The 26,928-nt window shown below is 68.7% G+C and carries 20 protein-coding genes and 1 tRNA gene; 10 read left to right on the forward strand and 11 right to left on the reverse strand.

From position 1 onward, the window contains the following. The first annotated feature begins 121 nt into the window (after positions 1-121). The 4 genes from GTZ93_RS16830 to GTZ93_RS43265 all read left to right on the forward strand — a co-directional run bounded on the left by GTZ93_RS16830 (position 122) and on the right by GTZ93_RS43265 (position 6,267). On the forward strand, positions 122-1,564 hold the full coding sequence (locus tag GTZ93_RS16830; RefSeq protein WP_161662871.1) for a hypothetical protein: 1,443 nt from the start codon (positions 122-124) through the stop codon (positions 1,562-1,564). Beyond that, on the forward strand, positions 1,554-3,749 hold the full coding sequence (locus GTZ93_RS16835; RefSeq protein WP_139920386.1) for a hypothetical protein: 2,196 nt from the start codon (positions 1,554-1,556) through the stop codon (positions 3,747-3,749). Before GTZ93_RS16830 ends, GTZ93_RS16835 begins: the two co-directional genes overlap by 11 nt. Then, positions 3,746-5,080 carry a hypothetical protein gene (locus tag GTZ93_RS16840; protein WP_139920388.1) on the forward strand — a complete coding sequence of 445 codons (1,335 nt, stop codon included), beginning with the start codon at positions 3,746-3,748 and terminating at the stop codon, positions 5,078-5,080. Before GTZ93_RS16835 ends, GTZ93_RS16840 begins: the two co-directional genes overlap by 4 nt. 179 nt (positions 5,081-5,259) lie before the next feature. Beyond that, the gene (locus GTZ93_RS43265; protein WP_219629091.1) at positions 5,260-6,267 is read left to right on the forward strand and encodes a BsuBI/PstI family type II restriction endonuclease; all 1,008 of its coding nucleotides are present in this window, start codon (positions 5,260-5,262) and stop codon (positions 6,265-6,267) included. Between the two features lie 3 nt (positions 6,268-6,270). On the opposite strand, the gene GTZ93_RS16850 is transcribed toward GTZ93_RS43265, so the two are convergent. Together GTZ93_RS16850 and GTZ93_RS16855 are read right to left on the reverse strand one after the other, a co-directional pair. Further along, positions 6,271-7,794, reverse strand: coding sequence for an Eco57I restriction-modification methylase domain-containing protein (locus GTZ93_RS16850; RefSeq protein ID WP_139920392.1), 1,524 nt, complete (start codon positions 7,792-7,794; stop codon positions 6,271-6,273). Positions 7,795-8,372: 578 nt separating this feature from the next. Further along, positions 8,373-8,445 (reverse strand) — tRNA-Asn (locus GTZ93_RS16855). A gap of 141 nt (positions 8,446-8,586) precedes the next feature. Here GTZ93_RS16855 and GTZ93_RS16860 point away from each other — a divergent pair. From GTZ93_RS16860 to GTZ93_RS16885, 6 genes are all read left to right on the forward strand, one after another. After that, positions 8,587-9,780, forward strand: coding sequence for an RsmB/NOP family class I SAM-dependent RNA methyltransferase (locus GTZ93_RS16860; protein ID WP_180946122.1), 1,194 nt, complete (start codon positions 8,587-8,589; stop codon positions 9,778-9,780). Positions 9,781-9,894: 114 nt separating this feature from the next. Next, complete coding sequence (locus GTZ93_RS16865; RefSeq protein WP_121781742.1) at positions 9,895-10,809, forward strand: S66 peptidase family protein; 915 nt, start codon at positions 9,895-9,897, stop codon at positions 10,807-10,809. Beyond that, positions 10,806-11,969, forward strand: a complete 1,164-nt coding sequence (locus GTZ93_RS16870) for a serine hydrolase domain-containing protein (RefSeq protein ID WP_139920396.1) — start codon at positions 10,806-10,808, stop codon at positions 11,967-11,969. Before GTZ93_RS16865 ends, GTZ93_RS16870 begins: the two co-directional genes overlap by 4 nt. A gap of 12 nt (positions 11,970-11,981) precedes the next feature. Beyond that, positions 11,982-13,451 carry a UDP-N-acetylmuramate:L-alanyl-gamma-D-glutamyl-meso-diaminopimelate ligase gene (gene mpl / locus GTZ93_RS16875; protein ID WP_139920398.1) on the forward strand — a complete coding sequence of 490 codons (1,470 nt, stop codon included), beginning with the start codon at positions 11,982-11,984 and terminating at the stop codon, positions 13,449-13,451. A 3-nt stretch (positions 13,452-13,454) separates the two neighbouring features. Continuing rightward, complete coding sequence (locus GTZ93_RS16880) at positions 13,455-14,033, forward strand: TlpA family protein disulfide reductase (protein WP_139920400.1); 579 nt, start codon at positions 13,455-13,457, stop codon at positions 14,031-14,033. A gap of 24 nt (positions 14,034-14,057) precedes the next feature. Continuing rightward, complete coding sequence (locus tag GTZ93_RS16885) at positions 14,058-14,882, forward strand: inositol monophosphatase family protein (protein WP_139920402.1); 825 nt, start codon at positions 14,058-14,060, stop codon at positions 14,880-14,882. Here the strand turns inward: GTZ93_RS16885 and GTZ93_RS16890 are convergent. The 9 genes from GTZ93_RS16890 to GTZ93_RS16930 form a co-directional block, all read right to left on the reverse strand. Beyond that, positions 14,879-15,493: a polysaccharide biosynthesis/export family protein gene (locus GTZ93_RS16890; protein WP_120579484.1), complete on the reverse strand. Its 615-nt coding sequence runs from the start codon at positions 15,491-15,493 to the stop codon at positions 14,879-14,881. The two genes, GTZ93_RS16885 and GTZ93_RS16890, sit on opposite strands and share 4 nt — an antisense overlap. A 14-nt stretch (positions 15,494-15,507) precedes the next feature. Then, positions 15,508-16,767, reverse strand: a complete 1,260-nt coding sequence (locus tag GTZ93_RS16895; protein WP_120595070.1) for a hypothetical protein — start codon at positions 16,765-16,767, stop codon at positions 15,508-15,510. Between the two features lie 110 nt (positions 16,768-16,877). Next, positions 16,878-17,441 carry a hypothetical protein gene (locus GTZ93_RS16900; RefSeq protein WP_014394786.1) on the reverse strand — a complete coding sequence of 188 codons (564 nt, stop codon included), beginning with the start codon at positions 17,439-17,441 and terminating at the stop codon, positions 16,878-16,880. Between the two features lie 118 nt (positions 17,442-17,559). After that, positions 17,560-18,006 (reverse strand): cyclic nucleotide-binding domain-containing protein, encoded by a 447-nt coding sequence (locus GTZ93_RS16905; protein WP_120581644.1) that lies wholly within the window; start codon positions 18,004-18,006, stop codon positions 17,560-17,562. Between the two features lie 47 nt (positions 18,007-18,053). Continuing rightward, the gene (locus tag GTZ93_RS16910) at positions 18,054-19,403 is read right to left on the reverse strand and encodes an AgmX/PglI C-terminal domain-containing protein (protein WP_161662872.1); all 1,350 of its coding nucleotides are present in this window, start codon (positions 19,401-19,403) and stop codon (positions 18,054-18,056) included. Positions 19,404-19,407: 4 nt separating this feature from the next. After that, complete coding sequence (locus tag GTZ93_RS16915) at positions 19,408-19,698, reverse strand: hypothetical protein (protein WP_120581646.1); 291 nt, start codon at positions 19,696-19,698, stop codon at positions 19,408-19,410. Positions 19,699-19,712: 14 nt separating this feature from the next. Beyond that, complete coding sequence (locus GTZ93_RS16920) at positions 19,713-21,086, reverse strand: tetratricopeptide repeat protein (RefSeq protein ID WP_161662873.1); 1,374 nt, start codon at positions 21,084-21,086, stop codon at positions 19,713-19,715. Then, on the reverse strand, positions 21,083-24,511 hold the full coding sequence (locus tag GTZ93_RS16925; protein ID WP_180946183.1) for a tetratricopeptide repeat protein: 3,429 nt from the start codon (positions 24,509-24,511) through the stop codon (positions 21,083-21,085). Before GTZ93_RS16925 ends, GTZ93_RS16920 begins: the two co-directional genes overlap by 4 nt. 5 nt (positions 24,512-24,516) lie before the next feature. Next, positions 24,517-26,922: a tetratricopeptide repeat protein gene (locus tag GTZ93_RS16930; RefSeq protein ID WP_139922980.1), complete on the reverse strand. Its 2,406-nt coding sequence runs from the start codon at positions 26,920-26,922 to the stop codon at positions 24,517-24,519. Positions 26,923-26,928: the final 6 nt, after the last annotated feature.

A 26,928-nucleotide genomic window follows, 5' to 3' on the forward strand; every position in this document is an offset into this window, starting at 1 on the left:
AACGGGCCGGGTCGCCCGTGACTCTTTCATCGTGATGACCCACCCGGTTCGCTGTCCTGTCGGACCGAACAGGGAACCTCTGTTCTAAGCGCCCCTGCTGGGGCCTGCCACGGAGGCGTCGATGGGCATGCATTGGAGTTGGGCCGTCGTCTTGCTGCTGCTGGTACCTGGGGCGGGAGGGGCGCGAGAGGCCGCCACGCCGGAGGACTTCGACGCCACCGTGCGCAGGCTGGAGGAGGCCATCTCGGACACGCCTTCCGGCGAAGACGCGGGTGAGGCACCGTCCGAAGAGGAGGCTTCTGTTACCGCCACGTTCGACTCGACACCGCCGTGGACGAACCTGCTGCGCATGGATGCGGCGACCTTGACGTTGCTGCCTCGGAAGGGCACGGGCACCGAAGAAGGCTTCGTGCAGGTGGAGCCCATGGTGGCCTTGGGGAGGGGGGAGTCGTTCCGTCTCATTCTCGGGGCGCCGGTGCGGCTGAGGCTGTGGGGCGGAAGGGCAGGCGCGGGCCTCGTGAGGAAGGAGGACTGGGACACTCTGTCCGACTGGGGGCAGGTGGTGCGCCTTTTCATGGTGGGCGGGGACACGCCCGACTCGGTGTGGCTGGGGATGATGGAGGGCTACTCCCTCCTGTCCGGGCACCTGGTGCGGCGCTACGGCAACCGCGTCAACCCCGACTACCACCCGGCCGGCGTCATCGCGACGGGGACGCTGGGCCCGGTGTACGCGGAAGCCTTCGCTTCGGACGTGCTGAGCGCGCGCCTGGCGGGGGCTGAAGTCGCCCTGGACGTGCAGCACGTCCTCTTCGGCCGGCCCCCTGTCCCGGGGCGGTACACGCTGGCGCTGTCGGTGGCGCACGACTGGGGGCGGGTGGGTGGCACCGCGAGACCCATGACGCTGGCGCACCTGGACGCCACCGCCGTGGTGCTGCGGCGCGGGCGCAAGGGGCAGAGGGTGGAGGCGCACTTGCTGGGCGGGTGGGGTGGACGCCCGGGCGAGGGTGGAGCCTGGGGTGCGGTGGTGGGCGTGGGCGTGGATGCGCTGACGTCGACGGTGGACATGCGCGCACGCCTGGAGGGGCGCCTCCAACGTGGAGGCTTCCGGCAGGGCGCCTTCGGCCCGGACTACGAGTTGGCGCGCTTCCAGGTGGCGGGCCCGGCCTCCGTGCCGCTGGCGGAGGCGTCCTTCCCGGAGGGGGCTTCCGCCTACGGGGAGGTGATTCTCAACTGGGACGCGGTGCGCCTGAGCGGGATGCGCCAGCGACACCTCTTCCTCTCCCTGGGCGTGGAGGCCTTCTCCTGGGGCCGGGTGGACGTGGACGGGCGGGTGGAGGCGCAACTCTTCCACCGCGACCTCACGGTGGGCGTCGGCGGACTGGCGACGGCCATGGGCCAGCCGGGAGCGCGCTATGTCGTCTCGGGAGAGGCCCGGTGGCGCTTCTTGGGGGGCAACCTCTACGCGCTGGGGCAGGGCGGCACGCTGCTGTTTCCCACGCCGGAGGGGACGCTGCGGCCTGGGGCCTTCGCGGCCGTGGGGCTGGGGGTGGACAATGCGCGCTGAGCGACTGCTGCGCGGCGTGGTGGGCCTGGTGCTGTCCCTGGCCCTCCTGACGTCGGGGTGTGCCTCGCTACCCTCACGGGCGGGCCCTGGAGGCACCCTGGCGTCCGTCTCGGGCGCGACGCCCCTGGTGGCCTTGGGGCGCAGTGCCGTCGCGAGTCTCCCCGAGGACGACGCCCACGAGGACTTCGACGCGGAGTCCGCGGACGGACCGCTTCTGCACCGCCGCCGGGCCACGCCGTCTCCCCCGAATCCCGGCGGGGGAGAAACGGCGCCCCTGCGTGTGGTGGGGGCCCTGGCAGGTGTGTGCGGGGACGTCCCCTCGGGCTGGCCGCACCTGGACTCGGAGGACGAGGTGCTGGAGCCCTTCTTGGCGTGCACCACGCCAGCGACCTTCCTGGCCTTGCAGCGCCAGACGGACATGCCCCGGCTGGTAGAGGCCCTCTCAGACTGGAACGCCGTCCGGCTGGGCGCCCTGGGCCCCCTGGAGGCCGAGGCTGCCCGCGTCCTCCTCAAGAAGCGCGCGGCCTTCCTCTCCACCGCCGTGGAGAAGCACGGCGTGGCCAAGGCGGAAGTCCTCGCCCTCTTCGTCCTGCACACCTCTCACGACGATGAGGTGCGGCAACTCTTGCACCTGCTGGCCGAGGACAAACTGCTGAAGCTCTCCCTGGGCGCCATGGAGGTGGTGCGCGAGGAGCTGAAGCAGCGAGGCATGGCCCTCACCGACTTCCCGGAGCGGGACTTCCGTGCTGGCGACATCGCGCGGGGACTGGGGAGGGCCGCGGATGACGTCAGGGCCTCCATTTCAGTCGTCGGTGGGCTCCGGGGCGTGGAGGCGTCCTACCTGCCCGCGCAGCTCCCACCGCTCTACCAGGAGGCATACCAGGAGGTGGAGAACGCCCAATTCCTGGGGGCCTTCGCGCCCAGCAACGTGGCCCTGGCGTCCTTCGACCACCTCACCTTCGGGGTGCCGCTGGGCTTCTACCACCTGGTGGCGGGGACGGCGCAGGGCGGGGCCTCTCTCGCCAAGGGGGAGTACGAGGAGGCTACGCGGCAGTTGGCGCCTGCGGCCCTCATGGTGGGCCTATATGCGGGAGGAAAAGGGGCGCACGCGCTTCGTGAAGCGGGCGTCTCCCGGTTGGAGCGCGCTCGCCTCCAGGCGGTGGTGTCCCGCGTGGAGTCGCTGAAGGCGGTGCTGGAGAGGTTGGAGGCGCGCGTCGGGGAGAGCGTCGTGGGGGAGTTGGCGCGCTATCTCCAGCAGGACCGGGACGCAGCCATTCTGGTGGCGGAGTGGGGCGAAGCCGGCGCGCTGGCTCTCCACGAGGCACGAGGCAACGTTGTCCAAGCACAGGCCACATTGGCCGTACGGTACCGAGAGCCCCCGAATGCCGCGTCCACCGGAGCGGGCTCCGGGAGAAAGGGCGGTACTCGGCCCTCCATGCCACCCGAGGCGGCTGGGCTCCCTGCCGAGGTGGCGGAGGCGAAGTTCAAGCAGTTGGAGGCGGAGTTCCTGGGAGAGCGCCTGTCGATGGAGGTGGCGGAGCTGACGAAGCACCGCGAGGCTCTGCGGAGGGCTGCTCCAGCCGAAGTCACCGCGGAGCCACTCTGGGCCGACTACGTGGCGTACCTGGAGACGAGGGCTGCGGAACTCCAGCAGGGAATTGCGGAGAAGGGGCCTCTGAAGTGGGCCGGCTATCAACTTCTTCGTGACAGGTACGCACGGGGCTTGGCCTTCGAGCAGAAGATGGTCGCCATCCTGGAGGCGGACGCGGCCCTGCCGCGGGCGCAGCGGAAGTGGCTCAGGGACTTCGACCAGCCGCGCATTGAAACGCATGTGGGAGTGGCGAAGGTGGACATCCGTTTCGCGGATGTGCTCGTCATCGAAGAGGGGCCAACTGCTGGTCCGATGCCCCGTGTGGAGACGTTCAGTCTCAAGAGTCGGGACCTATCTCAACTGACGGACAAAGCACTCCGGGCCCAGATGATCGCGGATGCTAGCGCCGCGTTGACGTACTACGGTGAGACGTTGAGTATTCTGAGGACCAAGATCCGGCAGCAAGCGAGAGTCCTGAGGGTCCGCCTCGTCTACGAAGGGGGGGCCCTGAAACCCTCGAAAGTCGATGTGCTGAGGGAGTCCGTGGGTATTGCTGAAAGGAAGGTAAAGGGTGTGGAGGTGTCATTCGAATGAAGGTGCTCGAACTTCGCGAAGTAGCCTCGGAAGACATCCTCCGCCTTTCTTTCGAAGGTGCCTTCGGTCATCAGGATGGTCTGGAGCGCGCCCTAGAGCCATTCCTTCTGGCGCTTGAATCTTATGCATTCGATTGGATGCCCGAGGTTGTTGAGGGGAAGCGGCGGCACAAATATTCGCGTGCCGCATTTTGGAAGGCGTTTGCCGAGGAACGTGATGAGAGCAGCGCTGTAGTCGGGCTCTACCGCGCGAATCGTCCCTCGTTGGACATGACGTTTCATTTTTTTCTTGAGCCATCTGAATGCAGTCTTCACATATGGGTCGCGGTCCAGCCGCATTCTTTCTTTGGGCCTGCCGAACGCTGCCAGAATTTCGTGCAGATGATCCGTGCCTGGGCCTCAAGCTGCTCTGTAGTCAATGCCATGGCCCACAGCATGGCCGACAGGCAGCTAGCGGATTATCCAAACTTTGGTCGCGATGATGAAGCTACGAGGCGAGATGGGTTCGACAAGGTCTACGAGCTGTTCTGGCTGAACGTCTTCGGCCCCAAGCTCGTAGAAAGCGTAGGCCGGGAGCGGATGCTCTCGACGCCTGCGCACCTCGTGGAGGAGCTTCCCAACGGCTCAGTCCTCCTGGTGCTGCGGCCCACCGCTGCGGACTTCGCCAGTGAGGAGGCGCGCGTGGCGCAGGCCCGCGCCCATGTTCACCTGCGGCCAGACCTCGACTTCGACACGGTGCTTCGCACGCTGAGGGAGCGCAGCGCTGCGCTCGTACCCGTCGAGCCGCGCTTCCATCCCGACGTGGCGCCGTTCCTCTCTCGGCTGCCGGACGAGTTCGCCATCAGCGAGCGGCAACGGAAGATTGCCGAACTCAACGCCTTCCGGCCGCCGGTGCCGGAGGAGTGGCTTCCGGTCGGCCTGCCCGCAGATGTGGAGAATCCAGAGCGCGTCCTCGAATCCTACGGAGACTTGTCCGAAGGTCTCGTGGCTGCGCTTCACACGAAGGTGCCCAGCATCTTCGACGCGACGCCCGAGTCCCTCACGGACCTCGACTTCTACTTCTGGCGGGAGAACTTCCCGGAGCGGTACAAGCGAGAACTCATCGACGAGCACACTGCTCCGGCTCTCGGGGCATTCCTGGGCGGCGTGCTGGTGCGGCGGCTGGGGGGCACGTGGGTGCCGCGGCAGAAGCTGGAGGAGTCCCAGGTGCGGGTGGGCAATCGTGTCTGGCTGCCCTTCCTCCGTGCCCGCCGATACATGCAGTCCCGGCAGTCGCTGTTGGACTACTCACTCACCCAGTTCTTCAAGGAGGCTGAGCGGTACCGGCCCTGACGGCGTCGCGGACCACTAGATGAAGACCTCAAGGACGTCTCGGGCTCGGCATGCTCACCTCTGCCGGCACTGCACCCGCTCGGAGGAGAGCCTTCGTTGGAGGTAGTCGACATCACGACCATGCATCGAAGCTGTTCTTCCCCGATATCGGGCAGTACACTTGCGCCAGGAGATCACTCGTGGCGCTTGAGGAAGAAGTCACCAAGATTCGCAATGCGGCTTTGAAGGCCGGCAGGGGCCCTGTTCCTGTGACGCTCCAGGGCGTCACCAAGGAGCGGATTCGCGAGGTGCTTGCCGGCATCGATAGAGTCTCCGAAGAGTTGGTTGATGTCGTGTTCGCTCTTCTCGACGACCAGCAGCCGAGCTGGTTCAGCAAGGCGCCGTCCGGTGCCAAGTTTGCTGATGGCGCTTCAACGGCCCACCTGGCGTGCCATGTAGGGATTCTTCAGCGCGGGGACCGCAAGCTGGACCGAGAGGGACGCGACTATTGGATCAAGCCGCTGCGCGAGGTGGGCGCCGTCAACGCGGTGACGCTCGATCCGGCTCGTCGAGAATTCGTCGCCGGCCATCCTGTCGCGAAGTCCTCAAACTCCGCGTATCGCCTCGCCGAGGACTTCAAGGCGCTTCTCCAAGTGTCGCCGAAGGAAGCGAAGACGATGCTCGGCTCGTGGATCGCTGAGGATGCTGTTCGTCGCCGGCTCGATCTCCAGGCCAAGCTGGCCGAGCATGTGCGCGCGGCGACGGACACCAAGCACAGCGACCTCATCAAGGCCTCGTGTGAGTTCTACGCGCCAAAGTTCCTCCCAGGTTTCGAGGTTCTCTATATCGACGATGGCGACGGCGACCGAGTCCCCGAGGACGCGAAGAAGCGCATGGCAAGTGCCGGCCTTGAACTTCGCCTCGAAGATGCGATGCCGGACGTGCTCCTCTACAGCCCGGGCACCGGCGCCTTCTGGATTATCGAGGCGGTGACGAGTGACGGCGAGGTCGATTTCCACAAGGTCCAGCAGGCGAAACGCTTCATCCATCGCGGGCGACCCAATGCGTCGATCGGCTTCACGACGACGTACCGCTCATGGAAAGACGCGGCAGCAAGGCAAAGCAAGCACAAGAACCTCGCTCCTGGGACCATGTTGTGGATCCTTGAGGACCCCTCGCGACAGTTTCATGTTGAGAGTTTCGAGTAGCGGTCAATCGAGCGGGTAGCGCTCGCGAATCGAGGCCTCCAGTTCGGGCGTACCGGGCACCAACCGGAGCTTTCCCAGCTCTCGGAGCACATCAAGACTTGGGTACCTGAGGCTCCGAAGGTCAGTCGCATTGACCTGAGTGTGTCCGTTGAATTGCCTGAAGTATCTATCGATGGGCTCCGAGTTGAGGAATGCGCAGAGACCAAAGGCTTCCTCCTTGCTCAGCCCCTCACCACCTCGATGAAAGTAGTTGAGGTGGTTCTCGAAGCCGACCTGCGGCGCGGTCATGACCTCAGGGTCGTAAACGGCCGCGACCAAGCGCCTGCGCTCCTCCTTTGATGAGAAGCGCTTTGTCACAACGTAGTATCCGCGAGGAACCAGCAAACTGTGGGTTTTGGCGCAGTCTTCGAGTGCATTCGGCTTGCGGGCGTCCAACTTCGGCCAAGAGATCGTGCCATTGCTGAAGTGGCACGGATAGATCAACGGTACTGTCGTCTTGCTGGGAACTGGCCGCAGATAATCCTTCGCGCGGAAGTCGACCACGCGTCCGGTGGAGACAGTCAGCCCGATCGACTTGAGGGTTTCCGGTAACGTTGCCATCCATCGTGCCGTTCGGTCATCGTCGGCATCCGTAGGGAGGTGGATGAACTGATCGTCATTGGCAGCTCGAACCACGTCGCGATAGGGCAAGAGCCGCTCGACTACGTTTCCATCGGGGCCACCGGAACTCGACGAGATGATGACCTTGTGCGGCTTCGCTTTGCTCTTGCGAACGTGGATGATGACGTTCTCTTGCAGTACGCCATCGTCACGAAATGCGTCCTTACGTGAATCGAAGACGTGGATGCGAAGGATCGCTGTCTCCGAGAGTAGTGTGTCGCGAAAGGTGCGGAAGTACGGCCCGTTGCAGAATGATCTCGGGATGATGGCGACGATCTGCCCATCGGGCTCCAATAGGCGAACGGTGAGCGCCACGAAGGCTGCGTAGAGATTGGTTGCGTCGAGGCCGACGCTCCGAACCAACCGGCGCTCCCTCGACGCCGTTCCGATTTTCCGATACGGCGGGTTCATGATGGCTGCATTGAACAGGCCGACTGGCGGCGATGAGAAGTCGCCCCTCAGTTCATTCACGGCAGCTTCGAGAAAGTCTTCATTTCGCACACGTCCCGTAAATCCGACGTCGTGCTTTCCGCATGTTGCCCGGCAGTTTGCGTAGGTCTCGCGCAGGTGTGGCGCGAGAACTTCGTCAACTTCGTATGCCGTTGCGACAATCGCCTGGCCGCCTCCGCGTAGGCACGTTTCTGCCGCAAATGCAGCGGTGAGGCCGCCCACGCCTGCTCCTGGATCGAGGAGCCGGATGCGTGCCGGCAACTCAGCGAACATGCCGGCCATGAGGCGCGCGACCGGAGCTGGAGTGAGGAACTGGCCGAGGTCGCTTCGACTTCCTTGAACGAGTTCGGCGGTCGCCGACTTACGGCGCGAATCCGCGTCGGAGAGAAGTTTTGAAAGAGGAGGGGGCGGCGTCATGGATCTCTGTCGTTAAAACTAAGCCCACAGTCGCGTTCTGTGCGCACGAAGTCCAGGCGCTCCCAGGCCACTTTCCCTCGGCGAGACTCGCTGGCGCCGACAGGTGCAGCCGATGGACCGTGAGCCTTCGCAGGTCGCGCGAGAGCCGGTGAGTTGGATCTGCGCCGCGCGACGAATTCGTGAGTACCCGGTAACTGCCAGCCGCGTTTAGCTCTCTCGGTTAACAGGTGGCCCATTTCGGCTTTCTGAAAGAGGGAAATGGCGCAACCCTGGAAGGTACGACATCGAAAGCCCTGGATTGTCAGAATCGGTGGCCCGAAGTGGTTAACAAAACTGTTAACCACTCTCGGCCTCTCTCTCCCCAAAACGGGTGAAAGAGCGGTCCAGAGAGCCCAATCGGCGGCGGAGAAGAGGGGGCATCTCGCTCTGCGGGGTAGAGAGCCAAGAGCGCCCTCTTCAGCACCGCGAGCCAGAATCCCTTGTGATTCAGGGGCTTAAGCGCGAAGGCCCCGCGATGTCATCGCGAGGCCCTTGTTAAACAAAAAGGGCCCTACCGGTTGGTAGGACCCTTCAAGTAGCTCCCCGACGTGGACTCGAACCACGGACATGGTGATTAACAGTCACCCGCTCTACCAGCTGAGCTATCGGGGAATATGTCCCGTCGCGGCGGTGCGTTGCCGTGACGGATGCGACTTCTAGAGAACCGAGCCTGCCCTGTCAACTGTCCTGTTCGATCCGATCTCCCGGCTTACTTCGCAGCCCTGGTCAGCCCTCCAGGGACTGAGCGCCGTCGTGTCCGAGGCGCTTGCTCGCGTCCTCTCGGGCGACCCCGCCGAGCGCGTCCTCGACCGGACCCTGCGTGCCCACCGCGACCTGTCCCGTGAGGGACGCCAGGCGCTGAAGGAAGCCGTCTTCAACGTGGGACTCTGGCGCCGCCGCCTGGGGTTCCTCCTGGACTCGCCGGATCCGTTGCCCTCGCAGCTTCTCTTCGCGCTCCTGCATGGCCTCGTGGGTGTTCCTGCTTCGGATGCCGCAGCCTGGGCGGGGCTGGCGGCTCCGGTTCCTCTGCGGACCGGAACGCCTCCGTCAATGGCGCTCCGGGCCTCGTTGCCCGACTGGCTCGCGGACCACTTCGTCCGTGAGTTGGGGACAGAGGCGGAGGACTTCTGCGCCCACCTCAACGTCCCGGGCCCCATCACGCTCCGGGTGAATCCGGCCCGTATCTCTCGTGACGCGCTTTCCGCGCGCCTGACCTCCGAGGGCGTCTCGACCCGCCCTGGCTCTTGGAGCCCGGTGGCCCTGCATGTCGACGGCCCCCGGCCGAACCTCTACGCCTTGCCTTCCCTCCGTGAAGGCCTGTTCGAGGTCCAGGACGAGGGCAGCCAGCTCCTGGGGCTCCTCGTGGAGGCCCAGCCCGGAGAGACCGTGCTCGACCTTTGCGCTGGGGCAGGGGGTAAGACGCTCCAACTGGGCGCGGCCATGAAGGACTCCGGCCGGCTGCTCGCCTACGACCCGGATGCGGAACGGCTGGACCGGCTCCAGCAGCGCGCCTCCCGTGCCGGGCTCACCCGCGTCCAGGTGCTCCGGACGCCTCCGTCACCGGGCCTCAACGCGGACCGTGTCCTCGCGGATGCTCCCTGTTCCGAGTTGGGCTCGCTCCGCCGGGGCCCGGACCTCCGCTTCCGGCTCACCCCGGACTCGCTCTCCCGATACACCGCCATCCAGCGCGACATCCTGGCCCGCGCCGCGGACGTGGTGCGCCCTGGTGGCCGGGTCGTCTACGCGACCTGCACCGTCAACCGCGCGGAGAACCAGGACGTGGTCGCGGACTTCCTCCGCTCCCGCCCTGACTTCCGGGCCGTCACTCCGGGCGCTGGCTGGCTTCCGGACGCGTGCCTCCAGGATGGGTTCCTCTTCGTCACCCCGCACCGGCACGGCACGGATGCGTTCTTCGCGGCGGTGCTCGAACGCGGCGCGGTGGGGTAGGGCGGCCAGCGGGCGGACGAGCGCTCCACGGGGCCTCGTTCCTCCGTCCTGCGGTACTCAACGCTTCGGGCCCCGGGCTCCCTGAAACACCCTTTCCCCCTCGCACCGGGTGCTATGAAGCGCTGCGTGCGTTGGCTCAAGCCCCTTCCGCTCCGTCCCCGCGACACGGTGCAAGTCGTCGCCCCCGCGGGTCCCTTCGAACAGGCCCCCTTCGAGGCCGGACTGCGCATCCTCTCCGAGCGCTACTCCCCGGTGGTCCGGCCCGATATCGGCGCCTCGCACCGCTACCTCGCCGGGGATGACGCCCGCCGCCAGGAGGAGCTGTCACACGCGTTCCTCGACCGCGCCTCCCGCGCCATCTTCTGCGCTCGGGGCGGCTATGGCAGCTCTCGCCTGTTGCCGGAGCTGCCCATCGACAAGGCCGGCCCTGTCGCCTTCACCGGCTTCTCCGACCTGACGTCCATCCACTGCGCGCTCCAGGCCCTGCACCGCGTCTCCATCCACGCGCCCGTGCTCACGCAGCTGGGCCGCCAGTCCACCCAGGTCCACGACTACTTCTTCCGCCTGCTCGAATCCGCGGAGGCCCCGCCGCCCCTCACCGGCAACGCCACCTACGTCCCCGGCACCGCCGAGGGCACCCTCGTGGGCGGCAACCTGTCTGTCTTCTCCCGGCTCCTGGGCACGCCGTACATGCCGCCGCTCGATGGCGCCGTGCTCCTCCTGGAGGACGTCACCGAGCGCCCCTACCGCATCGACCGCATGTGGACCCATCTGCGGCTCGCCGGTGTCTTCTCCCGTGTGCGCGGCATCGTCCTGGGTGACTTCACCGCCTGCGAGGAGAAGGACGCGAACTACTCCAGCGCGGACGTGCTCCGTGAGCTGGCGCGCGACGCGAAGCTGCCCTGCGCCGCGGGCTTCCCCATTGGCCATGGCGCCATCAACTACCCCGTGGCCCTGGGCACGCACGTGCGCCTGGACGCGGACGCCGCGCGCCTCACGTTCCTCGAAGGCGCGGTGAGCCCCGGATGAGTCAGCACCCCATCGCCAACCTCCAGGCCGTGCTCGATGACGGCGTGGAGCTGGGCATCTTCCCCTCCGCCCAGGCCGTGGTGCTCCACAAGGGCGTGCAGGTCTTCGGTGGCGTCGCTGGCAACGTGAAGGGCGATACGCGCTTCGACCTCGCGTCCCTCACCAAGGCCATGTCCACCACCGCGCTCTTCCTGCGCCTGTGGACCGAAGGCAAGGTAGGCCCGGACACGCTCGTGTCCCGCTACTTCCCCGGCTCGCCCGCGGGCGATGCGGGCGTCACCGTCGCGGACCTGCTCTACCACCGCTCCGGTCTGCCCGCGTTCGTCCCGTTCTTCGCGGACGCCCTCAAGGCCCACCCGGAGTTGCTCGACGCCGGCTGCCCTGCCTCCGTCCGCGCGCAGGTCCACGCGGACGTCCTCCACACCGCCGCCGCCACGCCGCTCGACGCGCCCGTGCGCACGAAGTCCGTGTACAGCGACGTGGGCTTCATCCTCCTGGGTGACATCCTCGCCCGCGCCGGTGGCGCCCCGCTGGACGTGCTCTTCCACCGCCACGTCGCGGAGCCGCTGGAACTGAAGGCCCGCTTCCACCGCCTCAGCGATTTCCCCGCCGACGGCGCCACCGCGCCCACCGGCGCCATGCGCCCGCGCGAGCCCGCTCCTGGCCAGGAGTCGCTGTGGAAGGACGTGCCATCGCAGCCGTCCCGCCCCGCCGAGGTGGATGACGACAACGCCTGGGTGCTGGACGGCGTCGCGGGACACGCGGGCCTCTTCGGCACCGCCGTGGACGTGGCCCGCTTCGGACAGGCCGTGCTGGAGGGCGCCGCGGGCACGCATGCCGCGATTGCTCCGGGGCCCTTGTGGCACCGCGCGCTCGCCACCGACCCCAAGGTGGAGGGCAGCACGCGCTCCATGGGCTTCGACTCTCCGTCGAAGGGTTACTCCAGCGCGGGCCGCTTCATTGGCGACACGCCTCCGGGCGCGGTGGGCCACCTGGGCTTCACCGGCACCAGCCTCTGGGTGGACCTGAGGCGGTCGCTCGTCGTCGCGCTCATCACCAACCGCGTGGCCCAGGGCCGTCAGGACCTGCGCATCCGCGACTTCCGCCCCGCCTTCCACGAGCTCGTCGTGGAGGCGCTCGACCTTCACGTCCTCCCCTGAGGAAACCGCAGCATGGCTGACGACAACGGCAACGTCCTCGACACACTCGACCCGCAGTCCGTGCGCCGCATCCACCTGGTGGGCGTGGCCGGCACGGGCATGGGCTCCTTCGCCGGCATGCTCAAGGCCGCCGGCTACGACGTCACCGGCAGCGACGAGAACGTCTACCCGCCCATGAGCGACATGCTCCGCACGTGGGGCATCCCCGCCAGCAGCCCGTACTCGCCCGCCAACCTGGACGCGGCGAAGCCAGACCTGGTCATCATCGGCAACGTCATCCGCCGGGTGAATCCGGAGGCCACCGCCGTGCGCGAGCGGGGCCTCAAGCAGATGTCCTTTCCCGCGGCGCTGGGCTCGCTCTTCCTGGACCGCTCGCACTCCGTCGTCGTCGCCGGCACGCATGGCAAGACGACGACGTCCTCGCTCATGGCACACGTGCTGGTGGCCGCGGGCAAGGACCCCAGCTTCCTCGTGGGCGGCGTCACCCAGAACTACGCGGGCAACTACCGCGTGGGGAAGGGCCCGCACTTCGTCGTCGAAGGCGACGAGTACGACACCGCCTACTGGGACAAGGGCTCCAAGTTCCTCCACTACCGCCCGCGCACCGCCATCGTCACCAGCGTGGAGTTCGACCACGCGGACATCTTCCGCGACCTGCCCCACTACGAGGCCACGTTCGAGAAGTTCGTGCGCCTGGTGCCGAAGGACGGCCAGTTGGTCGTCTGCGCCGCGTACCCCAACGCCGTGCGCATCGCGCGTGAAGGCACCGCTCCCGTCAGCACCTACGTGGCCAAGGAGGGCGCGGACGCGGACTACACGCCGAAGAACCTCTCCTTCGGTCCCGAGGGCGCCCGCTTCAACGTCGTGGAGAAGGGCCAGGACCTGGGCACCGTGACGCTGCCGATGTCCGGCGCGCACAACGTGGAGAACGCGCTCGCGGTCATCGCCGCCGCGCGCGGCCTGGGCCTCACCTTCGCTGAAATCCAGCAGGGCCTGTCCACCTTCCAGGGCGTGAAGCGCCGGCAGGAGGTTCGCGCGGAGGTGGACGGCGTGCTCGTGGTGGACGACTTCGCGCACCACCCCACCGCCGTGCGCGAGACCATCGCCGCCATCCACCACCGCTACCCGGACCGGCGCCTGTGGGCCATCTTCGAGCCGCGCTCCAACACCAGCCGCCGCAACATCCACCAGGAGGACTACGCGCACGCCTTCCCCGGCGCCACGCGCGCCAGCCTCAAGGTGCCCGAGCGTCACGACAAGGTGCCCGAGGGCGAGGAGCTCAACGTCCCCAAGCTCATCGAAGCGCTCAAGGGACAGGGCATCGCCGCGGACGGCGCCACCGACGTGCAGACGCTGGTGGACCGCGTCGCTACCGAGGCGAAGTCCGGTGACGTGCTGCTCGTCATGAGCAACGGCGCCTTCGGAGGCTTCATCGACAAACTGCTCACCGCCCTGAAGTCCCGGGCGGGGAAGGGGACCTGAGTCATGCGCCGTCCATTCCTCCTCTCGCTGGGTGCCCTGGCGTTCGCCCTGGGTTGCTCCGCGGCGCCCACGCCGCTGCCTCCGCTCACGGACCGCACCGGCGGCGGGACGCGCTCCAGCAGCTCCGCACTGGAGTCGAACCGGGCCTCGGGCCAGCCTCTCGTCTTCCAGGTGAAGCGCTACCCGGACAACAGCCCGTACGACTTGAAGAGCGACCGCGGGCAGGTCGTCCTCTTGGACGTGTGGGCCACGTGGTGCGAGCCCTGCAAGGACGCGCTGCCCATGTACGCGCAGCTCCAGAAGGAATACGGCTCGCGCGGCTTCAAGGCCTACGCCCTCAACGTGGACGAGGACGTGCGCGCCATTCCTCCCTTCCTGGAGGAGGCGAAGGTGGAGCTGCCCATCCTCCTGGACGCCAACGCGCTGGTGTCCGAGCGCCTGCTGAAGGTGCGGCTGATGCCCACCACCTTCCTCATTGATCGCAAGGGTGTCGTCCGCCACGTGCACGAGGGCTTCGCCGAGGAGTTCCTCCAGAAGTTCCAGACGGAAATCGAGCAGCTGCTCGCCGAGCCCGCCTCCTAGAGCGCACCCGAGGGAAACGCATCCATGGCCCACGAACCGGAAACGCCCGCCGCGCTGCGCCGCACCGCGGAGGAGGGCGCCCGCATGGCCGGCCGCATCCTCCGCGAGCGCTTCCCGCAGCACCGCACCATCGAGTTCAAGGGCGGCATCGACCTCGTGACGGACGCGGACCGCACCTCCGAGGCCGCGCTGCTGGACTTCCTGCGGCAGCGTTACCCTCGCCACGCCATCCTCGCGGAGGAGAGCGGCGCCACGCAGGGCAGCGACACGTTCCGCTGGGTGGTGGATCCGCTGGACGGCACCACCAACTACTCGCACCAGGTGCCGCACTTCTGCGTCAGCGTGGCGGTGGAGGGCCCGGAAGGCACCGTGGCGGGCGCCGTCTACGACCCCATGCGCGACGAGCTCTTCTCCGCCGCGAAGGGGGAGGGCGCCACGCTCAACGGCGTGCCCCTGAAGGCCAGCCCCACGGCCACGCTGGAGCGGGCGCTCTTGTGCACGGGCTTTCCCTACGACGTGCGCGAGCGCCCGGACCTGCCCGTGGGCCTCTTCAGCCAGCTCATCCTCCTGGCGCAGGGCATGCGCCGCACCGGCAGCGCCGCGCTGGACCTGGCGTACGTCGCGGCCGGCCGCTTCGACGGCTACTTCGAGTTCGGCCTCAAGCCCTGGGACATCGCCGCGGGCGGCCTGCTGGTGGCGGAGGCCGGCGGCGTCATCGTGCACATCGACGGGCGGCCCTTCGACGTGCTCAAGGGCGACGTGCTAGCGAGCGGCGCGAACCTGGCGCCCCAGCTCATGACCCAGGCGAAGCGCTTCCTGGATGAAATCGGTTGGACGTCGCGCGACTAGAAGAAGCTCTCCGGCACGAAGACGATGTCGCCGGCCTGGAGCAGGAAGTTGCGCTCGCGGCCCACGCCAATGTCCTCCACGGGCACGCGAATCTTGCGCTCCTGCCCGTCCACCACGCGCGTGACGAGCGTGTTGTTCTTCGCCGCCAGCTTGGTGAAGCCACCGGCCAGCGTAATCGCCTGGATGATGGACACCTCGCCGGTGACGGGGAAGGTGCCGGGCTTCTGCACTTCCCCGAAGACGAAGATCTTCTGCGAGTTGTACTCCCGCACCAGCACGGACACCTGCGGGCGGCGCAGGTAGCGCGCCAGGCAGTCTCGCAGCGCATCCGCCGCGGCGCTGGCGGTGAGGCCGGACAGCGACACCTTGCCGCACAGCGGATAGTCGATGGTGCCTTCCGGCGACACGCGCCAGGTGCCGGAGTGCTCGGGCTCCTGGAAGACGCGCACCTCCACCACGTCACCGGGGCCCAGGTTGCCGCCAGACGTCGCCGCGGCCTCCGCGGACGATGCGGGCGTGGGCGGAGGGGGCGGCGGGCGCGTGTCCGCGTGGCATGCGGACAGCACCGCGAGGAGGACCGGCAGGATGAAGCAGAGCCGCGAGGAACGCATGGGCGCGGGAGGCCTCAGTAGGAGACGGACACCCGCGCGTAGCCTTCGTGGCGGGTGTAGTTGAGGCCAGCGGCGCCCAGCGACGACGAGCGGGTGCCCAGCATGTAGCCCACCGCGCCCACCAGCCACGGGCGGATTTGATACTCGGGCCCCAGGTCCAGCGTCACCAGCGTGTCGCCGCGGCCGCCCGCGAAGGAGAGGAAGTCCAGCGCGCCCGTGGCGTGCAGCGCGAGCCGGCTGCCCATCACGGTGCGCCCTTCCGCGTAGACGCGGTCGTCGCGGAAGGTGCCGTAGGCGGCCACCGGTTGGAAGGCGCGCAGGTAGCCGCCCTTCACCGTGAGCGACGGGCCCACGAGGTACGTGCCCTCCACCTGGCCCACCACGGTGCCGCCGCCGCCCGAGCCCAGGTTCTGGCTCCAGCCGGCCTTCGCCGTCAGGGTAATCCGCGGGGAGATCAGACCGGACACACCCGCCATGGCGTGCAGGATGGCCGCGCTGGGCGTGGTGGTGTCGTTGAAGTAGCCCCGGTACTGCAGGCCCGTGTCCACCACCACCGCCGTCTTGGGCAGGAAGCGCCAGCGGCCCTCCGCGCCCAGCCGCAGGTTGCCGTAGTTGAACTGGCTGGCGGCGAGCGGATCACACGCGGCGTCGGTGCAGCCGATGGGCGTCATGCCGCCCAGGGGCTCGAAGAACTCCATCGCGTACGCCAGCGCAGGGGTGACTTCCAACGCGCCGCCGCCGGGCTTCCACTGCGCCTTCACGCGCGCCTCGTTGAAGAGGCTGAGGATGCCCGCGCCCAGCGCCGCCGTGCGCGTGCGGTCCGAGCGCGTCAGCTCGTCGCCGACCTCAAAAGACAGCTCGCTCTCCTGGTTGAACCGCAGCGCCAGGTCCGCAGCGCCCTCCAGGTGAGACGCCGCGCCGGAGCCCGCCGTGAGCAGGCCCGTGTAGGCCACGTAGTCCAGGTTGCCGCGCAGCGCGACGGCCAGCTTGGGGGACGGCACGTCCAGCATCAGCCCGGGGCGGACGTGCAGCGCCAGCTCTCCGGACAGGTCCGGGGACAGGGGGCCGGTGCCCGCTTCGCGGAAGTAGCCCACGCCGCTGTCCAGCCGCGTCTCCAACTCCAGCGTCGGGTGCAGTCGCCCGTTGCCCACCTTGAGGCCATTGCCACCCGGAGGCCGCCCGCCCACGAAGGCCTGCGCCGACGCCGTCAGCGGCAGGAGCGCCGCGAGCGCCAGGGCCCCAAGGGCCAGACGGAATGTCCCAGGCTGCTTCATGGTGTCAGACGGGCTCCACGCGGTGAGACGGGGGGCATAGCACGCAGGTTCCCGCGCCGGAACAAACGGTCCGGGGCCGGGACCGTGGCAGGTGGGAAGGGGCCAGCCACTCAGTCCACGGGGCTCGCGGGCGGGGGACGGACCACCAGATCCGGCGGCGGCGGGGGCCGCGTGGGGTCACCGCCGGGCAGATTGTCCGGCTCCTCCACCTCCACGAAGAGGTTCTCGTCGGTGCGGAAGGCGAGCTGGCCGATGCACTCCTCGGCCTCCGAGCGCAGCTGGCCCACCTTCTGCTGGGCGATCATCACCTTGGTGAACTCGTGCTCGCCGGGCGCCGCCTCGCTCTTGCTGACGGCCTCCTGGAGGGCCACGTCCGCCTGCTCGGAGATGCGCAGGAGGCCTTTGATCTGCGTCAGCTTCTCGTTGGCGCAGTTGAGCTTCACCACGTCCTTGGTGCGTCGCGCCTCTTCGACCTTCTCGAACACCTGGCGGAGCGATTCCCGCATGCCGCCCAGGGCCTGCGTGCTGCGCTCCAGCTTCTGGCTGTCCGGCACGTCACCGGCCTTGTCCAGCGCGGGCGGAGCGGGGCGCGGCGGCGACGCGGGCGACTGCGCCAGCGCCATCCCGGAGGTGACGAGTCCTCCCACGACGGCGAGCATTCCCAGGGTGCGCATGCGCCTCACGAGTCCTTCCGGCCCTTCCCAAGCTGCGAGAGTCGAGCCTAGGAGTGAGGGGGAGGGGTGTCAACGCAATGCCCCATCGCCCCGGAGTCCGGCTTTCCAGCTCCGGAAGTCAGTCCTGGGGGGCCAGGCGGGCGTTGGCCTCGCGCAGGCGGGCGGACAGGCTGCGCGCGATGTTCACGACGATGAAGGTGAAGCCGTCCGCGTGCGCCAGCCGGAAGGTCCGCAAATCCTGCGCGGTGAGCTGGAGCAGCTCCACTTCGCCCAGGGCGCGCACGGTGGCGGAGCGGTGGTCCTTGTCGATGAGGCCCATCTCCCCGAAGAACTCCGGCGGGCCCAGGACGGTGAGGGGCTTCACCTCGTTGCTCACACCCCGGCGCACCACCTCCACCTGGCCGCGCACGATGACGAAGAGGCTGTCACCCAGGTCGCCCTCTTCGAACACCACCTCGCCGTGCGCGTAGCGGTACAGCCGTGCCAGCTCCGCCAGCCGAGCGAGCTCGGCGGGGGCCAGCATCTCGAAGAGAGGGGATGTGGCGATGACTGCCAGCTTCTCCATGTGCTCCCCGCGGGTCCGGTGACCCCGGAAGGTCCGGACGGTCGAGCCTATTCCCCTGGCGAGAAGATGAACGGGTAGCTGACGGGGACGTCGTCACTCGGTTTGAAAGGGAACGTCCAGGCGCGCATGGTGGTCTTGATGCAGTTGATGACCTCGTCGGAGCGCAGGGTGGATTCCTCCACCTCCACGTTGCTGGCGCGGCCGCTGGGCGTCAGGTCGAAGCGGACCATCACCCTGCCCTTGAGGGAGGGGTCGCGCTTGAGCCCGTTCTCGTAGCAGCGCTGGATGGAGGCCTTCCGGCTCTGGATGAAGCGGGCCAGTTCCTTGGGCTTGACCTCGGAGCTATCCACTTCCGGCACCGAGTCCACGACCTGGGGCACCTTGACGACCTGCTTCTGGCCGGTGTTCACGGTGCCCGCGCCGGACGTCTGCGTGGCGCCGATGCCCGCCATCTTGCCGCCGGTGTCTCCCTGCGGATTGGCGATGCCGTTGCCGCCGCCAGAGCCCGCCGTGAGCGCGCCACCCGCCGTCGCGCCCGCGAGCGCCTCCGCCACGTTGGCGCCGCTGCCGGAGTTCCCGAGCACGTCCGCGATGGCGTCTCCGCCGCCGGGGCCCGTGCCGCCCAGCAGCTTGAGGATGCCGGTGTTGCCCACCTTCTCCGTGAGCTGCTGCCGGCGTTCCGCGCTGTTGGCGGGAGCGGACGGCGAAGCGGTGGTGGGCGTCTTCTTCGGAGCGGTCTTTTCCTCTTCCGGCTTCTTCTCCCCGGGCGCGGCCGTCTCCTTGGGCTCCTCCTTCTTCGCGGGCTGGGGCGGAATGATGGCGCGCACGAAGCGGTCTTCCAGCTGGTCCAGCTCCACCTCCGCCTCCACCGGCGCGGGCTGGGCGATGATGAGCGCGACGCTCAGCACGTAGAGCACCAGCATGGTCAGCAGGATGCCGAAGAAGACGCGGTCCACCGTGCGCCACGTGCTGGCCTTCAGCTCCGGGGGGAGGGTGGGCTTGGAACCCGGTGCGGGCGCGGGGATGAAGTGGAAGAAGAGCGTGGCGTCCGGCAGGTCCACCTTGCCGCGGGCGCTCTCCTGCAACGGCAGGTCGAAGGTGTCGTCCGCGCGGCGGGTGGCGAGCCCCTGCTCCCGGAGCGCGTCGAAGTCCACGTCCGACGAGCCCAGGTTGATGCGGCCCTGCATGTGCTCGTCGATGATGAGGTGGAACTGCTGGCCGCGGTTCTCCAGCACCTTGAAGCGCGGCGGGCGCGCCTCGGACGGGGGCATGACGATGGTGTTGCGGGCGTCATCGCCAATGGTGACGGAGTCGTGGAGCAGGTGGTGCTCTTCGACGATGCGCCCGTCCTGGATGACGCCGACGCGCAGCAACTTGGGGCGGGTTTGAAGGGCCATGGATCTAGAACGGGTCCTGCTGCACGCTCTGGACCACCTTGGGCACGAAGCTCTCCGTGCGGTTCAGGTCGTCGAAGCTCGGCTTGGAGCGGTCGAGGAAATAGAAGGCTTCCGGCTTCTGGATGCGCCCCTCGACCTTGATGGCCTCCAGGCGGATGGCCTTGGCTGGCTTCTTCGCCGCCGGAGCCTGGGGCGCTGGCGTCGCGCCGTTCGCCGCCTTCTTCGTGGACGCGGAGTCCTCCGCCCAGGACGGACCGGAGACGGCGACGAGCAGCAGGAGGAGGGCGGGGCGCATGGCGGAAGGTCGGGCTACTGGACGTCCTTGGACACCTTACCCGAGGCGCCCGGCCGCGTGGCAGGGGGCCCGGGGGGCGAGGCAGGGGTCGGGTTTGCCTCGGGGGCCTTGGCGGCTTCGGCGGCCTTCTTCAGGCCCTCCTTGCGCTCGCGCTCGCGGCGGCGGGTCTCCCGGTCGATGCCCTTCTGCGCGTCCTTGAGGTACTGCGCGGTGCGCTCGTCGGTGCCGCCCTTGGACTTGTACTGCTCCAGGAAGGACGCGGCCTTCTGGAGGCGCTCCAGGGCGTCCATTCCGGCGGGCTCCAGGTCCAGGTGGAGCAGGGCCAGGTTGAAGTACACGTCCTTCGTGTCGGGCTGGAGTTGGAGCACTCGCTCGTACTCCGCCAGGGCGCGGGGGAAGTCCCCTTCGCCGCGGTACGCGTTGCCCAGGTTGAGGTGGGCGGCGGCGAAGTCCGGCGCGGCCTTCACGGCGGCTTCCAGCTCCACGCGGGCGCCGGCGTAGTCCTCGCCCTGGTTGAGCAGGGTGCCCAGGTTGTTGCGCGCCTCGGCGAAGTCCGGCCGGAGCGCGATGGCCTGGCGGAAGCGCTCCAGCGCCAGGGGGCGCTCCTTGAGGCCCAGGTGCACCAGGCCCAGGGCGTTGAGGGTGGCCGCGTCCTGCGCGTCGATGGCGAGCGCGTTGCCCAGCACCATGGAGGCCAGCTCGTACTTGCCCTCGCGGGCGTACACCTGCGCAAGCACCTGCATGGCGGGCACGTGCTGCTCGCTGACCTGGAGCGCGCGGCGGGCCTCGGCGACGGCGGCGGGGTGCTTCTTCTGCAGCAGGAGGTTCAGCGCCAGCGCCGTGCGCCGCGCCACCGAGTCCTGCTTCGTCAGCGCCTCGCGCAGCTCCGCCTCCAGCGACGCCGCGCGGCCCGTGCGCGCCGCCAGCCGCACCAGGCAGTCCCACGCGGCCTCCTGGTCGGCGTCCAGCACCAGCGCCTGACGGTAGGAGCGCTCCGCGTCCGGGAAGCGTCCCTGGCGCTCCTGCACGATGCCCAGGTTCGTCCACGCGGGGCCCAGCTTCGGGGACTTCTCCAGCAGGGCCTTGAGCGCGGCCTCCGCGATGGTCAGCTCGCCGCGCCGGGCGATCTCCACCGCGCTGGTGAAGTCCCGCTCCGGTCCGGCGAGCGACTTCGCGACCGGCGCCGGCTCCTTCGCCTGGGGTTTCGCGTCGCCAGCCTTCGCGTCACCAGACTTCGCTTCGCCGGGCTTCGGAGACGTGCTGATGGCCGTGACGGGCCCGGCTTCCGGCCCGGTGAGCTTCGAGTCCTTGCGCGTCTCCGGACCGGAGGCGCAGGCGGACAGCCAGAGCACGAGCCCGGTGAGCACGAACTTGCGGCCCGCGTTCATGGCGTGCCCCCTTCCGTGAGCCGGGTCGCCTTGTCCGGGTCGGCGCGAGCGGGCGTGGGCGGCGCGGCGAGGCTGCCCAGCAGGCCATCCGGATACACGGTCTCCGACGCGAGCGCGCCCCGGGCCTCCTTGAGGACGGGGTACTCCTTGGGGCGGAAGCGGTTGAGGGACTCCAGCGTGCGGCGCGTCCACTCGTTGGAGACGCGGTTGTTGCGCGCCTCCTTGAGCGTGGCGGCGTAGCTCTCCACCGCGCGGTCCTCCAGCGCCACGGTGCGCTGCGTGAGCATGTCCTGGTACGTCAGCACCGCGTCGTCCCCCAGGCGCTTCACCTCCGGAGGCACCGGCGCGTCCAGCAGCGTGACGGCGAAGCGCTCCAGGGCGTAGCCGCGCCGGTAGAACGACGCCAGCGACCACTCCAGTTGCTTGTACGGCAGCACCTTGGCGTACGCGGCGTCCACCGCCTTCACGGCTTCGGTCTTCTTCGTGAAGCTCTTCTCCAGCGCCTTGCCGGAGCCGCTGAGCTTCAGCGCGTCGAAGCGCTGGAACTCCAGCTCGGCCAGCTGGAAGCGGCTGTAGGCGGCGGCTTCCGCGGCGCGCGGCTGCGTGTCCGGCTTCAGCTTGCGGCGGTCGAAGTCATCCGCGGCGGCGGCGTACGCGCGCTCGGCCTCCTTCGCGTTGCCACGCTTCTTCCAGGCGTCACCCAGGCGGCGCTTGGCGTCCACCACCAGCTCCACCTGATCCGCCTTGCTGGCGAACTTGCGGACGAAGGCCTCCAGCGCATTGATTTCGCCCCGGGTGTCGCCCTGCTTCTCCAGGATGCGGGCCGCGCGGTACTGGTTGTCCGGCGCGTTCTTCCCATGGGGATACAGCTCCACGCACCGCTGGAAGGCAGCGGCGGCCTCCGCGTAGCGCTGCTGTCCTTCGAGCAGCGATGCCGCGTTGTAGAGCGCGGCCTCACGCTCCTCGGCCTTCGGGTAGTCCTTCACCAGCTTCTGGTAGCTGGTGACGGCCTTGTCGAAGTCGTAGGACTTCTGTGCGTTCAGGGCCACGCGGAACAGCGCGGTGTGCGCCCACGGCGACTTCGGGTAGTCGCGGTAGATGCGCTCGTAGAGCTTCATCGCGGAGTCGAAGCGGCGCAGTTCCTCGTACGCCACCGCCGCGTTGTTGAGCGCCTTGTCCGCGAACTCGTGGCGGGGGGCCTCCTCCACCAGTTGGAGATACTTCTTCGCCGCCTCGTCGTAGCGCTTCTGCGAGGCCAATTGGTCCGCCAGGTTGAAGCGGCCGGCGAGCTTGAACTTCATCAGCTCGCGGTACTGCTCGCTGGACGGGTCCACCACCTGCGCGTTGCTGGCGAGCCGCGCGCTGACCTCCTCCACGCTCTTCCAGTCCTGGTCGACGAGGAAGGACTCGATGATGAGGTTGGTGGCGTAGCCGGCCACCGGGTTGCGCGGGTACGCCTGCACCACGCGCTCGAAGCGGGGGCGGGCCTGGGCGAAGTCGTCGTGCGTGTAGAAGAGCTCCGCGGCCTGGTAGGCGATGCCCGGCGCGGCCTCCTCCTTGGGCAGGAGCGCCACGTACGCGTCGGACGCCTTCACGAGCGCGGCCTCCGTCTCCGCCAGGGCCATGGGCGCGTGCGTGCTGTCCTTGGGGCGCTCGCTGGCGCGCAGCGGCTTGCGCTCCGGCACGCGGCCCGCCTTCACGTCCTCGTCCAGCTGCGCCTTCCAGGCGAGCACCGCGTTGTGCGCGGACACGTCGCGGTAGGTGTTGTCCTGGTTGGAGTCGCGCACGGCCGCGTACTCCTTCGCCGCCGCGCCGTACGCGTCCGAGTTGAAGAGGGACTCGGCGTGGAAGAAGCGCATCGCGTACGCGGTCTTGCTGCGCGGGAAGCGCTCCAGGTACGTGCCGTACGCGCGCGCGGCGGAGGCGTAGGTGCTCTTCGCCTCCGCGGTCTTGCCCTCCTTCTGGAAGGCCTGCGCCTGCTGGTGCTGGTACGCGGCGGCGGAGTAGAGGCTCTGCTCGGCGAGCGTCTGCGCGTGCGACAGCGCGTTCGGGTCGTCCTTGTTCTTCTCGTACCAGGCGCCGCCGGGCAGGTAGCTGTTGGCCAGCTTCTCCGACTCGCGCGCGTACAGGTCCATGCGCCGGTCGCGCTCGTAGGCCTGGACGATGCGCTGCTGCAGGCGCGGCGCATCTGCGGTGAGCGGGTCGGTGGACAGCACCTGCTGATACGCGGCGATGGCGTCTTCGTTGCGGAGTTGGTCGAAGTAGACGTTGCCCAGCCGGCGGTACACCTCCGGCTCGTAGGGCCGGCCGCCGCGCTTCGCGAAGAGATCGCGAGCCTTGGCCACGCCGCCCCACGTCTCGTCCGCCAGCGACAGCGCGATGTACTGGAGCGCCTCCGAGCGCAGGTCGCCTTCGTCCGCCTTGCTGCCGGACTGCTGGTGAGACTGGTAGTGGTCGAGGAGCAGCAGGAAGCTGTCCACGGACTCCTCGAACCAGTCCATGCGGTAGTACGTCCAGGCCAGCTTGTAGCGGGCCTTGTCGTAGAACCGGTGCCCCGTGTCGCGCGTGGCGGCGGTGTACGCCTCCGCGGCCTTGCGCAGCGCCTCCGGGTCGGTCTCCTCCTCGAACCAGTACTCGCCGATGCGCGTCCACGCGTCGGTGGCGAAGCGGCTCGTCGGATAGCGCGTGGTGAGCTGCTGGTAGGTGGCGAGGCTCTCCTCGTCCTTGTGCTGTTCGTTGAGGCAGTACGCCAGCAGGTACAGGGAGCCGTCGTTGAGCTTGTAATCCGGGAAGCGCGCGAGCAGCGAGCGATACAGGCCGATGGACGGCGTGAAGTCCACGTCCGGCTCCGGCGGCAGGTCCGCCATGGCCTCGTCGGACATCGTGCGCACGCGCTCCGCGTAGTCCTTGCGCGCCAGCTGGTGCTCGTCCGCGGAGCGCTCGTAATACAGCTCCGCCAGCCGGAACATCACGTCCGGCGTGGCACGAGGCTCGTCCGGGTAGCGGCGCAGGAAGTCCTCGAAGCGGCCGATGGCGTCCAGCCGCTGCGTGCGCTCCTGTGACTCCAGCGCGGTGAGCGTCTTCTCGTAGGCGTTGTTGAGCGCCGAGCGCTTCTGCTGGTAGCGCCGCTCGATGAGCTGCTTCACCTCGCGGTGGAAGTCGCGAGACTCCGCCTCGTAAGCCTCCAGCGCGCGGCTCACGTCGCGCAGCAGCTTCTCCTGCTCGGGCGTGTGACCCAGGCCGTCCAGGTAACGGGAGGTGTTGGGCGCGGGCGGAGCCGGAGCCGCTGGCTTGGCCTTCGCGGGGCCTGAGGGTTCGGAAGGCTTGGAGGCCTTCTTCAATGCCTGGCTGGGAGCCTTGGCCTTCGCGGCGTGAGCGGCCAGCGGCGCGAGGGCCAGGAGGAGGGCGAGGGCAGGGCGGCGCATGGCCTTCAGTCCCCCCCTTCCGACGACAGGACGTCCTTGAACTCCAGGTCGAGCGCGCGCAGTGCGTCCGACTTCTCCTTGGCGACCTTCTGGATGTTCGTGGCGTTGTCCTGCGTGCGGCTGAAGGCCACGTCCACCGTGCCGGTGTCGGCCTTGAGCACCAGGTCGTAGAACTGCTGCCGCACGCGGCGGAAGCTCTCGTAGGCGATGCGGCCCACCAGGTTGCGAGCGTCACCAGACGCGGCGGCCACCTCCTGCTCGTAGCCCTGGAGCAGCGCCTGCTCCACGCGCACCTTGTCGCGGATGGACTTCACGCGAAGCTCCAACCGCGAGCGCAGCGCCACTCGCGCCACCGCCACGCGGCCGCGCAACGAGTCGATGCGCGAGCGCACCGCGTGCATGCGCAACAGCACGCGCGTGTCCTCACCGGACAGCCGGCCTTCACCGGCGCGCAAGACGCCGTGCTCCTGCTGGAGCGCGGCGGAGTAGCGGGCGCGGATGGCGGCCTCTCCCTCCAGTGACGTATCCGTGGACTGGCGCTCACTGGCGAGCCGGGCGCGGGTGCGGTCCAGCTCCGCCTGCAGGTCCTTCAGGGTGGCGATCTCCGCCTGGAGCTGCACCAGGAACTCGCGCTCCTCCGCGGGGTCCGCCTGCCGCTCGTCGCGCGTGTCCTCCACCCACTTGCGGATGGCGGCGGCGTTGGCGTGCAGGCTCTGCAACTCGTAGCCCACTCGGAAGGCCTCGCGGTCGACCGAGTCCACCTTCGCCTGCATGCGGTGGCGGCGCTCCTCCAGCTCCTTGTTGGTGGTGGGCAGCGCCGCGAAACGCAGCCGCTGGGCCTCGCGCGCGCCCTGGGCGACGAGGAGCTTCTCGCGCTCGGCGGGCGTCAGCTTCTCCTCCACCAGCTCGGCCTCCGCCTGCACCAGGGACTGCTCCACGGCGGTGAGCGCGGTGTCCACGGCCTCCGTGCGGACGTAGCCTTCCTGCAGCTCCGGGAACGCCTCCAGCCCGCGCGCGTCCAGCGCTTCCAGGATGCGCTCCGCGATGGCCTTCGCCTCGCCCGCGCCCTGACGGCCGCTGTCCAGGTCGCCCACCATCCGCACCGCGTCCGCGACCTCCTTCTGCGTGGACGCGTACTTCAGCGCCAGCGGAGGCAGCAGGGTGCTCACGTCCAGCGAGCGCTCGTTGCGCGCGAGCAGGTTGTCGAAATACGCGACCGGGTCCTGATTCACGCGCAGGAGCGCGTCTACCTTGTCGCGCGCGGGCGTGAACATGCGCGCCACGCCGTCATATGTCTCCAGCGCCTCGTCGTACTGGCGCAGCTTCTGGAGCAGGTGCCCCTGGAGGATGCGCGCCTCGGGAGCGAGCTGCGAGTCCGGCGCGACGAGCAGCAGGATGTCCGTGGCGTTCTTCGCCTGCGTGAAGTCCTGCTTGCGCACGTACGTCCACGCGACCTCCAGCAGCGACTCCGGGAAGCGCTCGCTCTCGCGCGGAATCTGGCCGTAGTGGTCCAACGCTTCGTCGAAACGGCCCGTCTCGTACATCAGCCGGCCCAACGACAGGAACGCGAGCTCGCGGAAGCGCTGGGCCTCCGCCTCCTCGAGGCCGGTGGACACCACGGTGTCCGGTCCGGTGCCCACGATGCGCTGGAACTGCGCGATGGCGGCCGGGTAGTCCCCGCTCTGCACGCTCAGGACGCCCAGGTGGTAGACGGCCTGCACGCGGAAGGCGCCGGGGCTTTGCGCCAGCGGGGCGAACAGCGCGCGCGAGCGCTGCTGGTGCTCCTCCGGCGTCAGGTCCAGGCGCTTGAAGGTGCCGCGCGCATGCACGTAGGCGATGTCCGGCGCCAGCACGCCGCCCGACAGCTGCCGCGCCTTCTCCACGTACGCGTCGATGCCGTCGAACTGCTGGAGCCTTCCCGCCACCGCGAGGTAGCGGCTTACGGCCTCCTTGTAGCGCTGCGGCGTCAGGTTCAGCGACAGCACGTCGCGCAGGTACACCCGCGCGCCGATGTCGTTCTTCTGCTGGTAGAGCGCGTCCGCCAGATAGAAGACCGCCTCCGGGTAGCGCGGGTTCGCCTTGAACGCCGGGTCGCTCACCAGGTCGTAGAAGAGGACGGACGCGGCGGCCCAGTCTCCCAGCAGCGAGTACACCTCGCCCTCGGAGAAGCGCTTGAGCTGCGAGTCGGCGCTGCTGGGCTCGGGGCGCTCCGTGAACTGCGTCTCCACGAAGCGCAGTGACTGCTCCGCCGTGCGCAGCTGCGCCTCCACCGCTTCCACCGAAGCCGCGCGCGAACTCAACGACGCGGACATGGGCGGCAGCGCGGCCCCCGGCTTGGAGGCCTGGGGCGCCGGAGCGGGCGCGGCCCCGAGGGACAGCGCGAGGGCCAGGGCGTGCAGCGTCGCGGTCACGGCCTG

It is taken from the genome of Corallococcus exiguus, assembly GCF_009909105.1.
GTDB lineage: Bacteria > Myxococcota > Myxococcia > Myxococcales > Myxococcaceae > Corallococcus > Corallococcus exiguus.